This is a genomic window from Microbacterium sp. NPDC090281 (assembly GCF_044769635.1).
Classification (GTDB): domain Bacteria; phylum Actinomycetota; class Actinomycetes; order Actinomycetales; family Microbacteriaceae; genus Microbacterium.
In genome coordinates, this window is sequence record NZ_JBIVYH010000001.1 from 1,139,560 (window position 1) to 1,155,275 (window position 15,716).

Genomic DNA, 15,716 nt, shown 5'->3' on the forward strand with positions numbered 1-15,716 from the left:
AATCTTTGACATAGGTCAAAAGATCGAATACGGTCGAACCATGGCTCAGGCAACCGATCGCGAAGACGTCTCGGCCGGCATCTCCGGGTCGACTGCAGCGGAGATCTCCGAGAGTGTGCGCGACCTCGTCGAGCGCGGGGCATACGCACCCGGCGACCAGCTTCCCTCGGTGCGCTCCCTTGCCGCCCGCCTCGGCGTCAATCGCAACACGGTGCTGGCCGCCTACCGTTCGCTGGTCACCGCGCGGATCGCCGTCACGGGCGGCCGCACCGGCACCACCGTGCTCGGCCCGGAGCAGAACCCCGACGAGGGGTTCACGCCCGGGTCGGTGCTGCGCGACATCGGCAGCGGCAACCCCGACGCCGCGCACCTCCCCGACCTGGCCACAGCCTTCGCCTCGGTCACGCCCTCGCACGTGCTGTACGGCGAATCCGTGATCGACGCCGACCTCGCCGAGTGGGCGACGCAGTGGATCGCCACAGATCACCCACGCCCGTTCCGCCTGTCGATCACGGCCGGAGCGGTCGATGCCGTCGAGCGTCTGCTCGCACAGACCCTGGTGCAGGGCGACCGGGTCGGGCTCGAAGACCCGTGCTTCCTCTCCAGCATCCACACCGCGCGGCTCGCCGGATACGTCCCGGTGGCGATCCCCGTCGACAGGGAGGGGATGACGGTCGAAGGGCTGCGCATCGCCCTCGAGAGCGGTGCGCGCGCGATCGTCTGCACGCCGCGGGCGCACAACCCGACCGGTGTCGGCACGAGCGCTGCGCGCGCGCTGGAGCTGCGCGAGGTCCTCGTCGACCATCCGCACGTGCTGCTCATCGAAGACGACCACTTCTCGCTGCTCGACCCGACGCCGTATTCGAGCATCATCGCGCCGACGCACCAGCGCTGGGCACTGGTGCGCTCGGTGTCGAAGTTCCTCGGCCCCGACATGCGCCTCGCGGTGACGGCATCCGATCCGGTCACCGCGCACCGGCTGGCACTGCGGCTCAGCCCCGGCACCATGTGGGTGAGTCATGTGATGCAGCGGCTCGCCGCGGGGATGCTTCGCGATGAAGCCACCCAGAAGCTGATCGTCGAAGCAGGAGAGCACTACGCGCGTCGCAACGCCGTGTTCGTGTCGAAGCTCGTCGCACACGGGCTGCAGGTGCAGAGCGACAGCGGTCTCAACGTGTGGGTCGACGCTCGCGAAGACGCGACCGAGGTCAGCCGTCGCCTCGCTCCGCGCGGATGGCTCGTGCGCCCCGGCACCGAGTTCGCGATCGATCCTGCGACTTCTCCCGGCTCGACCCATCTGCGCCTGACCGTGCACGACCTCGATGACGCCGACATGCAGCGACTGGTCGACGACCTCATCGCTGTCGTCGGCGGTGCGAGTCCCTTCGGAGCAGCGGCGTGACCCCGCCTCGGCCAGGGGGCGCCGAGCATCGGATCGGACGTTCATCGCGGCTGGAGGGTGTGCTTTACGACCTGCGCGGACCCGTCGCAGAGCGCGCGGCTGAACTGGAGAAGCGCGGAGAATCCATCCTCCGTCTCAACATCGGCAACCCGGCACCGTTCGGATTCGAGGCTCCGGATGCCATCGTCGAGGCGCTCAGGTCAGCCCTCCCGCACGCACACGGATACTCCGAGTCCGCAGGTCTTCCGGAGACCCGCGAGGCGATCAGCGGGCATTACGCGCTTCGTGCCGGTTTTCCCGCTCTCGGGATCGACGACATCACGGTCGGCAACGGCGTCTCCGAGCTCGTCGGTCTGACTCTGCAGGCGTTGATCGAGCAGGGCGACGAGGTGCTGATCCCGAGTCCGGACTATCCGCTCTGGACGGCGTCGACGGTGCTGGCCGGTGGCCGAGCCGTGCACTATCCCTGCGTCGAGTCCGACGGCTGGACGCCGGATCTGGCTGCCATGGAGTCGCTGATCGGTCCGCGCACCGTGGCGATCGTCGTCATCAACCCGAACAACCCGACGGGCGCGGTCTACGGACGCGCGGTGCTCGAGCAGATCGCCGAGCTCGCCAGACGTCACGGGCTCCTCCTGCTCTCGGACGAGATCTACGACCGTGTCATCTACCCCGGGTTCGAGCACGTCTCGATGGCGCAGGTCGCGCCCGATGTCCCGTGCGTCACATTCGCCGGACTCTCCAAGACGCACCGCGTCGCGGGATACCGTGCCGCGTGGATGACGACGACCGGCTTCCACCCGGACGACCCGTTCCTCTCCGGCGTGCGCCTGCTGGCTTCGATGCGGATGTGTGCGTCGGTGCCGGCGCAGCACGCCATTACCGCGGCGTTGACGCAGGACACCTCGCTCGAGGCCCTGGTCGCACCCGACGGTCGGCTCACGCGGCAACGGGATGCTGCGCTCGCCGCCCTCGATGCGATTGCGGGCGTCGACACGCAGCCGGCCGGTGGCGGCCTCTATCTCTTTCCGCGCCTGGATCCCGACGTGCACCGCATCGACGACGACGAGCGGCTGGTGCTCGACTTTCTCGACGCGGAGCGGATCCTGCTCGTGCACGGCAGGGCATTCAACCTCAACACCCCCGACCACCTCCGGATCGCGTTCCTTCCGGAGGCCGATGTGCTCACCGACGCGATTCGACGTTTCGGTGTGTTCCTGAACGGATACTCACCGCCGCGGCGCTGAACGCATCCGACCCGGTGGAGTGACCGAGTGGCCAGGTCGCGGTCCGCAAGACCGTGCACGCAGGTTCGAATCCTGCCTCCACCTCAGACCAGGCAAGATCAGGCGGCCAGCGCCAGCCACGCCCGCGGCGAGTGGCCGACGCGCTGAGCGAAGACCCGCGAGAACGCCGAAGCGCTCGCGTAGCCGAGCTCCGCCGCTACAGAGCTCACCGACATGCCCGCACGCAGCTGCTCCTGTGCGATCGTGAGCCGCCACTCCGTGAGGTAGTCGCCGGGCGAGCGTCCGAGCACCTCTTTGAAGCGGGCGGCGAACGCGCTTCGAGACATGTTGGCCGTGCGTGCGAGGGAATCCAGATTCCAGGGGTCGCCGGGGGCTTCGTGGATCGCGACCAGCGCAGGGGCGAGCCGCTCATCTGCGAGCCCGGGGATCAGGCCCGGCGGGAGTTCGAGCCGCTCGGTGTGATCGAGCATCCACCGCAGCAGCTGGATCAGGATGACCTCGAACATCCGGTCTGCCACCAGGGGGCGCCCGCAGCGGACGTTGTCGACTTCTGAGAACAGCAGGTCGAGTGCGGGGCTGAGCGTCGCCACCTCGTCGAGGGGCAGGACGATCACCGATGGCAGTGTGCGCACCAGCGGATGAGTGGCCCCGCCGTCGAAGTCGAGCGTCGCGCACGCGAAGTCGGATTCGTCGGTCGGCGCGTTGATGAAGGAGTGATCGAGCGGGCGGGGGAAGAACAGCAGGCTCGGTCGCGTGATCACCTCGCGCTCCGTGCTGCCGTCGGCGCGGCGATGAGTGACCTCCATCTCTCCGCGCCGCAGCACGTGCAGGAAGCCGTGTCCGCCGCTCGAGGGGAAGACGGTCGTTCCGCACAGAGGCCCGCTGTGGAACAGGCGGGTGCGCACACGGAAGCGCTCGAGAAGTGGCGAGAGGCGGTCGAGCGAAGGCATGCCTCCATTATCTGGACGATTTGTCATGAAAGCAAGACTCTTTGGTGCGTATCGTCCGAGAGATTTCGTCAGACTGGGGATGTGGCCGAACCGGGCCTCATCCCATCATCGAAGGAGCATCTCGTGCCCAACGTCCCTCTCATCGACCGCGAAAACGCCACCGGAAACGTCAAGGAGCAGCTCGACCAGATCGCTGGCGCCTTCGGAGCTGTCCCGGCCATGTTCCGCGCCGTCGCCAACTCTCCCGCTGCTCTCACCAGCATGTGGGGCGCGTTCGGCGCGTTCGGCGGTGGCACTCTGGGCCCGGCCCTCGGCGAGCAGATCGCCGTGGCCGTCGCCGACCGCAACTCCTGCCAGTACTGCCTCGCAGCGCACACCGCGCTCGGCAAGAAGGCCGGTCTCACACGCGAGACCCTCACTGCAGCGCAGAGCGGCGAGTCCGACGACCCGCGCACGGCGGCGCTGCTCGCCTTCGCGCTGAAGCTCGTCGACGAACGCGGCCAGGTGTCGTCGGCCGATGTCGACGCCGTCCGTGCCCAGGGCTGGAACGACGAGCAGATCGTCGAGACGATCGGCCAGGTCGCGCTGAACCTGTTCACGAACTACGTGAACATCGCGCTGGACGTCCCGATCGACTTCCCGAGCGTGGCATTGCGCCGCGCGAGCTGACGCTCACACGAAGGGCCGGGTCCATGCGGGCCCGGCCCTTCGTCGTCGACGCCGGTGCTCAGCCGGCGGCGATCGGAGTCGCGTTTCCGAGTCCATCCAGCCAGGCCCCGATCGTGGTGCGCGCCGCACTTTCGAGCTGCGGACCGTAGCGCTTAGCGTCGTCCCGGATCGTTCGCGGGTCGATGCCGTTGTGATGCAGTTCGTGCGCGTGGCCGATCAGCCAGCGTCCGATGGTGCGGTGGTCGGCCTCCAGGTGGAACTGGAAGGCGAGTACGGAGTCGGTGCTGAACGCCTGATTCGGAAACCCAGGAGTGCGTGCGAGGTGCCGGGCAGCCTCCGGAATCGTGAAGGCGTCGCCGTGCCAATGCAGCACGGGCATCCCCTCGAGCGGTGCGAGCGGTGAATTGAGCCCCTCGTCGGTGAGCTCCAGCGGCGCATACCCGATCTCCACGGCTCCGGTCGGGCGCACGTCGGCCCCGAGTGCCTCGGCGATGAGCTGGGCGCCGAGACAGACTCCCAGAAGGGGGCGGCCACTGCTGAGGCGGTGCGCGACGGCCTCTTTCGACGCGTGCAGGAAGGGATAGCCGTCGGTGTCGCTCACGCCGATCGGACCGCCCAGCACGATCAGCAGGTCGGCTTCGTCCACCTGCTCGATGTCGATGGCCTCGATACCGAGGTCGGTGTACTCCACTCGGTATCCGCGTTCGATCAGCAGAGGCTCGATGATCCCCAGGTCTTCGAAATGGACATGCCGGAACGCTAGCGCGGTGCGCGGACGCGTGTCGAGGGTCGTCATGCTTTACAGCCTCTCTGCCACGAATTCGGCGAGTTCGGTGAGACGGTGCGAGTATCCCCATTCGTCGTCGTACCAGGCGGAGATCTTCACCTGGGATCCGATCACCCGGATCAGCCCGGCATCCAGGATCGATGAGTGCGGGTCGATGATGGTGTCGGTGACGGCGATCTCGTCGTCGGCGCACCGCAGGATCCCCTTGAGGGAGCCGTCGGCAGCCGTCTCATACGCGGCCTTGACCTCGGCGGCGGTCACGGGGCGGGAAGCCGTGACGGTGAGGTGCGTGATCGAGCCGCTGATCTCAGGAACCCGCACGGCGTAGCCGTCGAGGCGACCGTCGTCGAGCTCGGGAAGGACGCGGCCGATGGCCAGTGCCACGCCCGCGCTGCTCGAGGTGATCTTCCCGTGCCTCTTCGCCGTCGAGCGAGGATCGGTGTGCGGGACGTCGGGGAAGAGCTGGTCCGTCGAGTCGGCATGGATCGTCGTGAGCAGGCCCGCGTCGATCCCGAACGCCTCGTGGAAGACCTTCGCGACCGGCGCCAGGCAGTTCGTGGTGCACGAGGCGCTGGAGATGACATGGTGTCGGTCCGGGTCGTACGCCTGCTCGTTCACGCCGAGCATGAAGGTTCCGTCGTCGCCCGCGGAGGGAGCCGTCATGATCACCTTCTTCGCTCCGGCGATCAGGTGCTTCCTGGCGACGTCGGCGCGGGTGTCGGAGCCGGTGGCCTCGATCACGATGTCGACGCCGAGCTCCGCCCAGGGCAGGCGCTCCGGATCACGCTCGGAGAACATCCGGAGCGCATGGCCGTTGAGGAAGAGGTGGTTCTCGTCGTGCCGCACTCCTCGTGTCGATGGGCCGCTGTCCCCATCTCGCTTCAGCTGCTCGACGATGGCGCGCGTGCCGCGCGGGTCGTTCACGGCGACGAGCTCCAGATCCGATCTGCGCGCCAGCAGCAGCCGAAGCTGGTTGCGACCTATTCGACCGAGTCCATTGACGGCGATTCTCGTTGGCATGGTGTTCCCCTCCGCGGCGCGGTCCCCCCGTGCCGGATGATACTTTTGGCCTATGCCAAAATTATCACATGTGCGGAACGGGGAATCCTGGGAGTTCACGGGAGCCGGATTGCTGTTCGACTGCGATGGCGTGCTGGTCGACTCGGTAGCTGCCGCCGCACCGGCGTGGGCTGCGTGGGCGAGCAGGCACGCTCCGTCGTTCGACTTCCTGCGGGATGCGCCGCACGGCATGAGACCGAGTGAGGTCGTCGCCGGCCTCGTCGGCCCTGAGGCCGCGATCGATGCGACCGCCGAGCTGATCGCGCTCGAGATCGAGGCGGCAGTGCATACGAGTGAGATCCCGGGCGCTGCACGACTGGTCGCCGCGCTGCCCCGCGACGCCTGGGCCGTCGTGACGAGCAGCAATCGAGCCGTCGCGATGGCGCGGTTGCGGAGCTCGGACATCGCTCGCCCACAGGTCCTCGTCGCCGCCGAAGACGTGCTGCGGGGAAAGCCCGAGCCCGACCCGTATCTGCTCGGCGCGCACCGGTTGGCCCGCGCTCCGGAGGACTGCGTGGTGTTCGAGGACTCCGTTCCCGGAATCCGGGCAGCGCGAGCGGCAGGTGTCGGTGTCGTGATCGGAGTGGGGGCGGGGTCTGCCGACGGCGACCCCGACCTGATCGTCGCCGATCTCCGCAGCGTGCGGTGGCGTGCCGGAGTCCTCGTCGTCGACGCGGCCGCCGCGCTCGGCTGAGTCGGTCAGCCGGTCAGCCGGTCAGTCGATCAGTCGATCAGCCGAGCGTCGTCAGTGCGCGGTCGATCACGTCCATCGCGATGTCGATCTGGTCATCGGTGGTTGTGAGCGTCGGCAGGAAGCGGATGACGTTCGAATCGCTGCCGGCGGTCAGCAGCAGGAGGCCGTGCTGCGCGGCGAACGCGGCGATCGCGGAGGCGGCGCCGGCTGCCGGGAGTGAAGTGCCCGGTTCGCTCAGCTCGAATGCGTACATGGCGCCCATGCCGCGGACGTCGCCGATCAGCGGGTGGCGTGAGGCGAGGTCGGTCAGGTGGTGCTGGAGTCGACCTCCGATGCGCAGCGCTTCAGCGAAGTAGTCGCCGTGCTCGAGCTCGTCGAAGACCGCCAGGGCGGACGCGATGGACACCGGGTTGCCGCCGAACGTCCCACCGAGCCCGCCCGGATCGGGCGCATCCATGATCTCGGCGCGGCCGGTGACTCCGGCCAGGGGCAGTCCAGCGGCGATGCCCTTGGCGGTGAGCACCAGATCGGGCACGAGGCCGAAGCGTTCGCTCGCGAACCAGGTGCCGGTGCGCCCGAGGCCGGTCTGGATCTCGTCCGCGATGAAGACGATGCCGTTACGGGTGCACCATTCCTGCAGCGCGGGCAGGTAGCCCTCGGCCGGGACGACGAATCCACCCTCGCCCTGGATCGGTTCGGCGATGAGGGCGGCAAGGTCGGTGACGCCGATGCGCTGCTCGAGGTGAGCGATCGTGCGCTGCGCCGCCTGCTCGCCGGTGAGGCCGTCGCGGTAGGGGTAGGAGTTGGGCACCCGATGGATGTCCGGGGCGAACGGGCCGAAGCCGGTGCCATACGCCGCCTTGTGGTTCATCGCGAGGGTGAGGTTGGTGCGCCCGTGGAAGGCGTGGTCGAGGGCTGCCACTGCACGGCGACCGGTGTACCTCCTGGCGATCTTGACCGCGTTCTCCACAGCCTCTGCGCCCGAGTTCACGAACACCGAGCGCTTCTCGTGGTCGCCGGGGGTCTTCTCCGCGAGTCGTTCGGCCAACCGTACGTACCCCTCGTAGGGGGTCACGGTGAAGAGGGTGTGCGTCACCATCTCGAGCTGTGCTGCGGCGGCAGCGGTCGCCGCAGGGTTTCCATGTCCGATCGTGGTGACGCCGATGCCGCTTCCCAGGTCGAGGAACCGATTGCCGTCGACGTCCGTGACCCAGGGGCCGTCGGCGTGCTCGATGTAGACGGGCAGCACGCTGCCGACGCCGCGCGCGACCGTTCGCATGCGCCGCTCGTGGATCGCGCGGCTGATCGGGCCGGGGATCTCGGTGCGCACGGACGGAGCCGACGAGAGGTCGGGAAGCGCGACGTGGGTGGGCATGATGGCTCCTTTGTTCGGCAGAATCGGCCTAAGACTATGTTAGTCTTTGACCTATGTCAAAGATGGAAGAGTCGATCGAGGCTGACGATCGCTACCCCACTGCGTTCACGGTTGAAGACTTCCGCCACAACATCGCCGGCGTCCAGGCCCGCATCTCCGCGGCCGCACGGCGGGCGGGCCGCTCGCCGGAAGATGTGACGCTGCTCCCGGTGAGCAAGACCGTGCCGACCGACCGGGTTCGTGTCGCGATCCAGTCGGGCATGCGCCTGCTGGGCGAGAACAAGGTGCAGGAAGCCGTTCGCAAGAACAGCGAGACGGCCGACCTCGATGTGTCCTGGTCGATCATCGGACACCTGCAGACCAACAAGGCCAGAGATGTCGCCGCGTTCGCGACCGAGTTCCAGGCTTTGGATCGACTGCGGGTCGCCGAGGCGCTCGACCGCCGACTCCAGGCTGCGGGGCGCAGTCTCGACGTGTTCGTGCAGGTGAACACCTCGGCGGAGGACTCCAAGTTCGGCATGCCGCCGGAAGAGCTTCCCGCATTCCTCGAGGCGATGCCCTCCTACGAGACGCTTCGCGTGCGGGGCCTGATGACTCTCGCCATCCTGACTCCGGACGACGCGCGTGTGCGGGAGTGCTTCTCGCTGTTGCGCACGCTGCGCGATCAGGCCAGAGAAGACGCGCCCGACCTGATCGGCGCAGGCGAGCTGTCGATGGGAATGTCCGGCGACTACGAGATCGCCGTCGAGGAGGGCGCGACCTGCGTGCGCGTCGGACAAGCGATCTTCGGCGCCCGCGCACTGCCGGACAGCTACTACTGGCCGGAGGCCTGAGCGCACGTGCTGAGGATCCTGCGTGCGTACCTCGAACTCACCAAGCCCCGGATCCTCGAACTGCTGCTCGTCACCACGATCCCGGTCATGGTGTTCGCAGCCGACGGACTGCCCGACCTCGGCCTGATGGCCGCAGTGCTCCTCGGGGGCGCGCTGAGTGCGGGCTCGGCAGGGGCCTTCAACATGTACATCGAGCGGGAGAGCGATGCGTTGATGGAGCGCACGGCGCAGCGCCCGTTGGTCACCGGGGTCATCTCGCCGCGGGCGGGCCTGACTTTCGCATGGGTGCTCGCCGCCGCATCCGTCATCTGGATGCTCGTGACGGTCGGACCGCTCCCCACGGCGCTCTCGGCGGCGGGTCTGGTCCTGTACGTCGTCTTCTACACGCTGCTCCTGAAGCGTCGCACCGAGCAGAACATCGTCTGGGGTGGCATCGCCGGGTGCGTTCCCGTCCTCGTCGGCTGGAGTGCAGTGCGCGGCAGTGTCGAGTGGCCGGCGATCGTGCTGTTCCTGGTGGTCTTCTTCTGGACCCCCGCCCACTACTGGCCGCTCTCGATCCGCTACCGCGACGACTATCGTCGAGCAGGTGTGCCGATGCTCGGTGCGACGCGTGATGCCGGCTACGTCGCCGTGCGGGTGATCGGGTTCGCCTGGGCGACGGTCGTCTGCTCCCTCGTGCTCCCGTTCGTCGCAGAGGTCAGCTGGCTGTACGGGGCGGCGGCGCTGGCAGCCGGCGCGGGCTTCCTCTTCTCGGCGCACCGCATGCGCGTGCGCGATCGACGAGGTGGCGAGCTGCGGCCGATGTTGGTCTTCCGAGCGTCGATCATCTACCTCGCGGTGCTGTTCATCGCGGTCGGGGTCGATCCGCTCCTCGCTCGGTGAGATCGCGCTCGCCGGAAAGCTCGCGCCTGCTCAGTCGTCGGTGCGGAAGCCTGCCGCCTTGTGGGTGCCGTCGCAGAACGGCTTGAGTGCGGAGAGCCCGCAGCGGCACAGGGCGACGGTGCGGCGGCGCGGTGCGATCTGCTCCCCGTCGGTCGTGCGCAGGTCGATGTCGCCGCGAACGAGCAGCGGGCCGTCGGGGTAGGGCGTGATGGTCGCCCGCTCCGGCCGGTCGCTCACGACGCGTCCCGTGGGCGGAGCGACGAGACACCGGCCGACCACGCTTCGAGGATGTGCGCGCCGCCCCAGCCGTCGACGGTCAGGCATGCGGCCGCGCCGAAGAGGATGTCGGGGAGCAGCTCCGGGTGGTCCTCGGCGAGACTGCCCGCGAGATCGCGCGCGGCGATCTGCTCGTGCACCGCATCCGCCTCGACGTGCTCGTCGAAGTACTCCGCGACCTCCTTGTCGAAGCCCAGGCGGCGCAGGCCGTCGGCGTACAGCCGGCACGGGATGGACGAGGTCATCTCGTAAGCGGCCAGGTGCCCGACGATCGATCCGACCAGACGGCGATTGAGTCCGAACATCGACATCATGTTGAGTGACGCGAGGGTGATGGCCGGCACGTCGTCGACGTATGTGCCGTAGGTGTCGTCGAGACCCGCCGCCCGCATCGCACGGGCGAACAGAACGGCGTGCACGCGCTGCGGTCGCCCGCCTCCGTACTCGTCGGACTGGATCTCGACGAGCGCCGCCTTCGCGCGCCCTTCCAGTCGAGGGATCGCCCAGGAATGCGGATCCGCTTCGCGCAGCGTGTAGGTCGAGCGCTGGATGAGCATCTCCGCCGCCTGCTCTCTGGTGGCCTTCTTCGCGAAGTACCGCGACAGGCTCGGCCCCGCGTCGACCTCAGCGAGCGCGAAGAGGGCACGGCCGACAGCGTCCACGGTCGGCTCGGGCGGCTCCGGCGTCCGCACGTTCTCCCGCAGGAACCGCTCGAATGCCTCCTCCAGGACACGCCGGGTGGCGAGCAGCGCCGCATCCCACTCCAGGTCGGCATCCAGCGAGGGCAGCGACCCGTAGGCGGAGGCGTAGAGGACGAAGAGCGTGAGCTGGAGGTCGTCGTCGCGCGCGATGTCGGCGCTCGCCGGGACGGCTTCGACGGCGAGAGTGGTGTGGTCGGACGCCTCCCCGCCCGTGAGGTGCGCGATGACCGCGCGACTCACGGGACCGCGGTCGCGAAAGGCGAGGGACGTGGTGGCGGCGGATACCGGTGCGGATGCGGTCATGTGTCGGGCTCCCAATCGTTGCGGACACTCGATCCTGCTCGGCGGAAAGAGAGGGGTACAGGGACTTGACGCGGACCCGAACGCCGGGCATGTGCCACGCGCGGAGATCTGTTCGATGCGGAACGCGCGCGCACCCGCGCCGTTAGGCTGACGACGATGTCCCCGCCGGCTACCTGGTCCCACTACGCGTCACCGCGTCATGCGATGCGGCGGCTCCTGATCTCGTGCCACGGCGCCGGGGAGCAGTCGGGGCGCCAGCCGCCGTTCAGTCGGCGGACGCTGCCGACCCGTGGTCTGGTCTACATCTCCGAAGGACGCGGGACGTACGAGGAGTATGCGCCGCGGAGCCTGCAGCTGCCGGTCGAGGGCCCTGCGGTGATCTGGCTCACGCCCGGAGTCGCGCACGGATACGGTTCGGATGCCGCCGGCTGGTCGGAGCACTGGGTGCTGTTCGAGGGCGAGCTCTACGATGCCTTCGAGGCGAGCGGGCTGGGCGGGCGTCATCGCCCGGTGCAGCCGCTGGCCCGTCCCGTCGATGATGCGGAGGAGCTCTTCGCAACACTGCGCGCTGCGGTCTCGGCGGTGGGGCCACGGTCGGAGATCGCCGCGTCGGTCGGCGCGCAGGCCCTTCTGCTCGCGATCCTCGATGCGGTCGATCCGGCCGAGGCGGGAGTCGACGGCGCGACCGTCGTCGACCTGGTGGCCCGAAGCGCGGCCCGCTCGCTCTCGGTCACCGACCGTGCGGCGGAGGTCGGTCTCACGACACGCGAGCTCGGCGAGGCGGTGCGGTCAGCGACGGGGCTCACGGTCAACGACTTCGTGATCGAGGTGCGTCTGTCCCGAGCACAGGCCCTCCTGGCGGAGACGCGACTCGACGTCGGTCAGATCGCCGCGCGGGTCGGTTACGACGACGCCGCCTACTTCTCGCGCATCTTCAGTCGGCGAACCGGAGTCTCGCCCACCACGTTCCGGCGGCAGCAGGCGCGCACACAGCTCGACTGAATCATCCAATCCGCCCGGAAATCGCCGCGGAAAATCCAACAATCCCGCGTTAAAGTCCATGGACTGAAGTCCAAGCGTCGCCGAACATGGAGTCATGTTCACGTCCAACGGATACACGCTCGACGACTCGCCGTCACGGCTGGGCTGGATGGAGCCGGTGCCCGACGCCATCCGCACCGACAAAGCTGCGCTGTGGGGCCGGCTGCGCCGAGACGGGTATCTGTTCCTGCCGCAGCAGCTCGACCCTCAGGTCGTCACGGCGTTCCGCGAGCACTACTTCACCGCGATGTCGGACACCGGGATCGTGGCACCCGGTTCCGATCCCGCTGTCGGCATCGGCGCGCAGGGCGAGATCGACAGGGCGAAGATCCGCTCCGCGCTGTTCGACGACATCGTGCCCGGTGAGCGCTATGCGGCGCTGACCGGCCATCCCGACGTCCGCGGGTGGTTCGAGTGGTTCCTCGGTGACGACGTGCATCTGCACAAGCGGAAGATCATCCGACACATCCGACCGGGGGAGTCGGGGATCGGCACCGCGACGCAGGCGCACTACGACCTCGTCTACCTGCGCGAGGGAAGCGAGCGCGTGCTCTCGATGTGGATCCCGCTCGGCGACTGCCCCGCTGAGCAGGGCGGCCTCGCCTACCTCGAGGGCAGCCATCACTGGTCGCTGGCGGAGGAACGCGCGCGGGGTGACAAGCGCCCTGCCGCCTCGATCACGGCAGACCTCCCCGGACTCGCGGACAAGCACGACGCCCGCTGGCTGCTGGCGAATTACCGTGCCGGCGACGTGATGGTCCACTCGTCGTACGTGGTGCACGCCAGCACCGACAACGTCGATCCGCTGGACCGCATCCGGCTCTCGACCGACATCCGATACCAGCGGGCGTCCGAGCCCATCGACTGGCGCTGGCAGGAGCACTGGCACGAGGACGACGGTCTGTGAGCGACATGAAGGACGACATGAAGGACGACATGGACACCGGGATCTGGGACGCCGAGAACGTGGATGCGCGGACGACCGTGGACATCGGCGGCCGGAGCTACGATTGGCGCGAGTTCCTGACCAGCCGGGAGATCGTCAGGGGATGGGCGCACCACGGCGTGGTCGTCGGTCCCGGTGGTGCGGGTCTCGTGACGGCGTCGCCGGATGGTCGGGCTCTCGTGCACCTCCGTGACGGACGCGGGCGGCGCACGGCCGACCTCCCGGTGACCGAGTGCCACGGCATGAGTGTCGACGCTTTCGGCGCGGAGTATGCCATCTGGATCGCCGACAACGGCACGAAGTACGACCACCGGGAGCGCGGAGACCACCTCGATACCGATCGTCGTGGACGGGTCGTGCGCGTCGACGTGAACGGGCACACCCAGCAGGTCATCGACGACAGTGCGCTCGACGAAGAATCCCGTGGATGGCGCCCCACCGGAGTGACGAGCGAGTCCGAGGCGGATGGCGGGCGCATCTGGGTCGCAGACGGCTACGGCCGCAGCCGGGTGCACTGCTTCGGCCGCGGTGGAGAACCGCTCTGGACGAGCGACGGCGGCGACGGCGGAATGGCCTTCGCCTCGCCGCATGCCATCATCCTCGACACACGCAGGTCGGCACCGGAGCTGCTGGTCGCCGATCGGAGCAACAAGAGGATCGTCGTGCTCGGCACGGACGGCCGGTTCCTGCGCTCGTACGGCGAAGGCGAGCTGACGAGTCCTTCGGGGTTCGCGTTCGACGGCGACCTCGTGTGGGTCACCGAATTGCACGGCGCGATCGTGGCGTTCGGGCTCGACGAGCGGGTCGCTGCCCGACTGGGCGACACCGGGGGAGCGGATGCACCAGGCTGGCCGAACACGATCGTCGGCGATGAACTGGAGCGGTCCGAGCTCGTCGGTGGCGTCTTCCGGAGCCCGCACGGCATCGCGGTCGACGCGTCGGGGGCCATCGCCGTGTCGGAATGGGTGATCGGCGGTCGCGTGATCGTGCTCACGCCGCAGTGATCCTCCGGTCGGATCAGCGGCAGACCTCGAACGCATAGCCGTCATCGGCGGGCGTGACGAGGTCGCGGTCGCGCAGCACCATCGAGGCGGGGGAGTCGTCGTCCGCACACATCTCGGCGAACGGACGCGGCAGCTCATCCGTGTACTCGATGTCGATCACGTGCTCGCCGTAGACGTCGGTGTACGCCCCGCATTCGTCGTAGACCGCGCACTCCTCGGTGACCGCGAAGTCGAAGCCGGCCTGTTCACGAAGCACGGCCGCATCTTCGGCGGCGTTCTTCTGCCCGGCGGCGAGTCCGGCGGCGTGGGCGGCATCGACGAGCAGGGTGGCCAGAGTCAGGTTGTCCTGGAGGGAGAGCGCCCCGGTCGAGCGGGTGTACGAGTCGAGGTTGTCGAACTCGACCGCGTCGAAGCCGTCGTCGGCGCAGCCGGCGATCCACGGGGCCACGGTGGCGGCGATTCGGTCACGGCGCTCGGCGGTCGACGTGTCGAGCAGCGCCTCGTCCGGCCAGTCCGGATCGAAGACGACCTCGCCGTCCGCGTGCAGCAGGAGCTCCTGCGGCCAGGAGTCGAGCTCGCCCGGCTGGGTCTGGAAGCCGTTGACGTAGCAGATCGAGTACACCCCGGGTGCGGGCGGTGCGCCACGGTCACGGCCGACGATGCCGACCTCGGGCGCCGGGTCGTAGGCGCCGCCGAGCTGATAGTCGGGGACAGCACCGGCGGGCGGGAGGTCGAATACGGAGTCGGATGGTGACGATTCCGCCGGAGCCGCGCATCCGCCGAGCACGAGCAGCAGCGCCGCGACGGCGGGGAGCAGCGCGCCGCGGAGCATCCGGTTCAGTGTGTCGCCCCGTACAGCTCCGCGATCTCCTTCGAGCCCATCCCCTGGGAGTAGGTCGGGTGCTGGGGCCAGCCCTCCGGCACGTCCTGCCACTCCTCCTGCCGGCCGTACGGCAGCAGATCGACGAGTCCTTGCAGGTAGCTGAGCCGCTCGGTGCCACGGCCCTCGGTGTGCCAGGTCCGGTACACGGTGTCGCCGTCGCGCAGGAAGACGTTCACCCCGAAGCCCGCGTTCGGTGGGGCATCCACGTCGGCTCCGAACGTGCTGTCGGCGCTCGAGTACCAGGCCATCCGGTTGCCCACGCGGTCGCGGTAGGCCAGAGCCTCATCGATCGGACCGTTCGTCACGATCACGAAGCGGGCGTCGTAGTAGCGCTCGAGCACGTCGAGCCGCGTGAACTGCGAGGTGAAGCCGGTGCAGCCGGGGCACTGCCACTCGCTGCCGTCCGACCACATGTGGTTGTAGACGATGAGCTGCGACGCGCCGTCGAAGATGTCGGCGAGACGCACCGGACCGTCGGCGCCGACGAGCGTGTACTCGGGCAGCTCCACCATGGGCAGACGGCGTCGCTGCGCGGCGATGGCATCGAGTTCCCTGGTCGCTGCCTTCTCGCGCACTCGCAGAGCGTCGAGCTCGCGGCGCCATGTCTCGGCGTCGACGACCGGCGGAAGGGCTGTCTGTCCTGTGCTCACGATGACCTCCGGTT

Annotated in this window: 17 protein-coding genes and 1 tRNA gene; 10 read left to right on the plus strand and 8 right to left on the minus strand. The window is 68.6% G+C overall.

Going from position 1 to position 15,716, the window contains the following annotated elements:
- Positions 1–40: 40 nt before the first annotated feature.
- The 3 genes from ACIQTX_RS05390 (at position 41) to ACIQTX_RS05400 (ending at position 2,733) form a co-directional block, all read left to right on the plus strand.
- On the plus strand, positions 41–1,402 hold the full coding sequence (locus ACIQTX_RS05390) for an aminotransferase class I/II-fold pyridoxal phosphate-dependent enzyme (RefSeq protein WP_402969862.1): 1,362 nt from the start codon (positions 41–43) through the stop codon (positions 1,400–1,402).
- The gene (locus ACIQTX_RS05395) at positions 1,399–2,649 is read left to right on the plus strand and encodes an aminotransferase class I/II-fold pyridoxal phosphate-dependent enzyme (protein WP_402969865.1); all 1,251 of its coding nucleotides are present in this window, start codon (positions 1,399–1,401) and stop codon (positions 2,647–2,649) included. Before ACIQTX_RS05390 ends, ACIQTX_RS05395 begins: the two co-directional genes overlap by 4 nt.
- A gap of 13 nt (positions 2,650–2,662) precedes the next feature.
- Positions 2,663–2,733 (plus strand) — tRNA-Cys (locus tag ACIQTX_RS05400).
- A gap of 14 nt (positions 2,734–2,747) precedes the next feature.
- On the opposite strand, the gene ACIQTX_RS05405 is transcribed toward ACIQTX_RS05400, so the two are convergent.
- Entirely contained in the window at positions 2,748–3,599 is an 852-nt protein-coding gene (locus tag ACIQTX_RS05405) for an AraC family transcriptional regulator (protein WP_402969868.1), read from the minus strand.
- A gap of 123 nt (positions 3,600–3,722) precedes the next feature.
- Here ACIQTX_RS05405 and ACIQTX_RS05410 point away from each other — a divergent pair, with 123 nt between their 5' ends.
- Positions 3,723–4,268: a carboxymuconolactone decarboxylase family protein gene (locus ACIQTX_RS05410; RefSeq protein WP_402969871.1), complete on the plus strand. Its 546-nt coding sequence runs from the start codon at positions 3,723–3,725 to the stop codon at positions 4,266–4,268.
- A gap of 58 nt (positions 4,269–4,326) precedes the next feature.
- Here ACIQTX_RS05410 and ACIQTX_RS05415 read toward each other — a convergent pair whose 3' ends face one another.
- Together ACIQTX_RS05415 and ACIQTX_RS05420 are read right to left on the minus strand one after the other, a co-directional pair.
- Complete coding sequence (locus ACIQTX_RS05415; RefSeq protein ID WP_402969874.1) at positions 4,327–5,064, minus strand: glutamine amidotransferase; 738 nt, start codon at positions 5,062–5,064, stop codon at positions 4,327–4,329.
- Positions 5,065–5,067: 3 nt separating this feature from the next.
- On the minus strand, positions 5,068–6,075 hold the full coding sequence (locus ACIQTX_RS05420) for a type I glyceraldehyde-3-phosphate dehydrogenase (RefSeq protein ID WP_402969876.1): 1,008 nt from the start codon (positions 6,073–6,075) through the stop codon (positions 5,068–5,070).
- A 52-nt stretch (positions 6,076–6,127) separates the two neighbouring features.
- Between ACIQTX_RS05420 and ACIQTX_RS05425 the strand changes: the two genes are divergently transcribed.
- A complete protein-coding gene (locus ACIQTX_RS05425; RefSeq protein WP_402969879.1) occupies positions 6,128–6,808 on the plus strand; it encodes an HAD-IA family hydrolase in 681 nt (226 codons plus the stop codon).
- Positions 6,809–6,845: 37 nt separating this feature from the next.
- On the opposite strand, the gene gabT is transcribed toward ACIQTX_RS05425, so the two are convergent.
- Positions 6,846–8,183, minus strand: a complete 1,338-nt coding sequence (gene gabT, locus ACIQTX_RS05430; RefSeq protein WP_402969881.1) for a 4-aminobutyrate--2-oxoglutarate transaminase — start codon at positions 8,181–8,183, stop codon at positions 6,846–6,848.
- A 53-nt stretch (positions 8,184–8,236) separates the two neighbouring features.
- Between gabT and ACIQTX_RS05435 the strand changes: the two genes are divergently transcribed.
- Together ACIQTX_RS05435 and ACIQTX_RS05440 are read left to right on the plus strand one after the other, a co-directional pair.
- Positions 8,237–9,016, plus strand: a complete 780-nt coding sequence (locus tag ACIQTX_RS05435) for a YggS family pyridoxal phosphate-dependent enzyme (protein WP_402969884.1) — start codon at positions 8,237–8,239, stop codon at positions 9,014–9,016.
- A 6-nt stretch (positions 9,017–9,022) separates the two neighbouring features.
- The gene (locus ACIQTX_RS05440; RefSeq protein WP_402969887.1) at positions 9,023–9,898 is read left to right on the plus strand and encodes a heme o synthase; all 876 of its coding nucleotides are present in this window, start codon (positions 9,023–9,025) and stop codon (positions 9,896–9,898) included.
- A gap of 30 nt (positions 9,899–9,928) precedes the next feature.
- Here ACIQTX_RS05440 and ACIQTX_RS05445 read toward each other — a convergent pair whose 3' ends face one another.
- Positions 9,929–10,135, minus strand: coding sequence for a CDGSH iron-sulfur domain-containing protein (locus ACIQTX_RS05445; protein ID WP_402969890.1), 207 nt, complete (start codon positions 10,133–10,135; stop codon positions 9,929–9,931).
- Complete coding sequence (locus tag ACIQTX_RS05450) at positions 10,132–11,178, minus strand: iron-containing redox enzyme family protein (RefSeq protein ID WP_402969893.1); 1,047 nt, start codon at positions 11,176–11,178, stop codon at positions 10,132–10,134. Before ACIQTX_RS05450 ends, ACIQTX_RS05445 begins: the two co-directional genes overlap by 4 nt.
- A 156-nt stretch (positions 11,179–11,334) precedes the next feature.
- Between ACIQTX_RS05450 and ACIQTX_RS05455 the strand changes: the two genes are divergently transcribed.
- From ACIQTX_RS05455 to ACIQTX_RS05465, 3 genes are all read left to right on the plus strand, one after another.
- Complete coding sequence (locus ACIQTX_RS05455; protein ID WP_402969896.1) at positions 11,335–12,180, plus strand: helix-turn-helix domain-containing protein; 846 nt, start codon at positions 11,335–11,337, stop codon at positions 12,178–12,180.
- A gap of 94 nt (positions 12,181–12,274) precedes the next feature.
- Entirely contained in the window at positions 12,275–13,126 is an 852-nt protein-coding gene (locus ACIQTX_RS05460) for a phytanoyl-CoA dioxygenase family protein (protein ID WP_028502597.1), read from the plus strand.
- The gene (locus tag ACIQTX_RS05465) at positions 13,123–14,169 is read left to right on the plus strand and encodes a hypothetical protein (protein ID WP_402969899.1); all 1,047 of its coding nucleotides are present in this window, start codon (positions 13,123–13,125) and stop codon (positions 14,167–14,169) included. Before ACIQTX_RS05460 ends, ACIQTX_RS05465 begins: the two co-directional genes overlap by 4 nt.
- A gap of 13 nt (positions 14,170–14,182) precedes the next feature.
- On the opposite strand, the gene ACIQTX_RS05470 is transcribed toward ACIQTX_RS05465, so the two are convergent.
- Both ACIQTX_RS05470 and ACIQTX_RS05475 read right to left on the minus strand, forming a co-directional pair.
- On the minus strand, positions 14,183–15,001 hold the full coding sequence (locus ACIQTX_RS05470) for an endo alpha-1,4 polygalactosaminidase (RefSeq protein WP_402969902.1): 819 nt from the start codon (positions 14,999–15,001) through the stop codon (positions 14,183–14,185).
- 5 nt (positions 15,002–15,006) lie between these two features.
- Positions 15,007–15,705 carry a DUF899 domain-containing protein gene (locus ACIQTX_RS05475; RefSeq protein ID WP_402972967.1) on the minus strand — a complete coding sequence of 233 codons (699 nt, stop codon included), beginning with the start codon at positions 15,703–15,705 and terminating at the stop codon, positions 15,007–15,009.
- Between the last annotated feature and the right edge of the window lie 11 nt (positions 15,706–15,716).

Excerpts from the sequence above, each read along its gene's own strand:
- ACIQTX_RS05390 (WP_402969862.1), top strand. The coding sequence starts at position 41 with ATGGCTCAGGCAACCGATCGCGAAGACGTCTCGGCCGGCATCTCCGGG.
- ACIQTX_RS05405 (WP_402969868.1), bottom strand. The coding sequence starts at position 3,599 with ATGCCTTCGCTCGACCGCCTCTCGCCACTTCTCGAGCGCTTCCGTGTG.
- ACIQTX_RS05415 (WP_402969874.1), bottom strand. The coding sequence starts at position 5,064 with ATGACGACCCTCGACACGCGTCCGCGCACCGCGCTAGCGTTCCGGCAT.
- ACIQTX_RS05420 (WP_402969876.1), bottom strand. The coding sequence starts at position 6,075 with ATGCCAACGAGAATCGCCGTCAATGGACTCGGTCGAATAGGTCGCAAC.
- ACIQTX_RS05425 (WP_402969879.1), top strand. The coding sequence starts at position 6,128 with ATGCCAAAATTATCACATGTGCGGAACGGGGAATCCTGGGAGTTCACG.
- gabT (WP_402969881.1), bottom strand. The coding sequence starts at position 8,183 with ATGCCCACCCACGTCGCGCTTCCCGACCTCTCGTCGGCTCCGTCCGTG.
- ACIQTX_RS05435 (WP_402969884.1), top strand. The coding sequence starts at position 8,237 with ATGTCAAAGATGGAAGAGTCGATCGAGGCTGACGATCGCTACCCCACT.
- ACIQTX_RS05450 (WP_402969893.1), bottom strand. The coding sequence starts at position 11,178 with ATGACCGCATCCGCACCGGTATCCGCCGCCACCACGTCCCTCGCCTTT.
- ACIQTX_RS05455 (WP_402969896.1), top strand. The coding sequence starts at position 11,335 with ATGTCCCCGCCGGCTACCTGGTCCCACTACGCGTCACCGCGTCATGCG.
- ACIQTX_RS05460 (WP_028502597.1), top strand. The coding sequence starts at position 12,275 with ATGTTCACGTCCAACGGATACACGCTCGACGACTCGCCGTCACGGCTG.
- ACIQTX_RS05470 (WP_402969902.1), bottom strand. The coding sequence starts at position 15,001 with ATGCTCCGCGGCGCGCTGCTCCCCGCCGTCGCGGCGCTGCTGCTCGTG.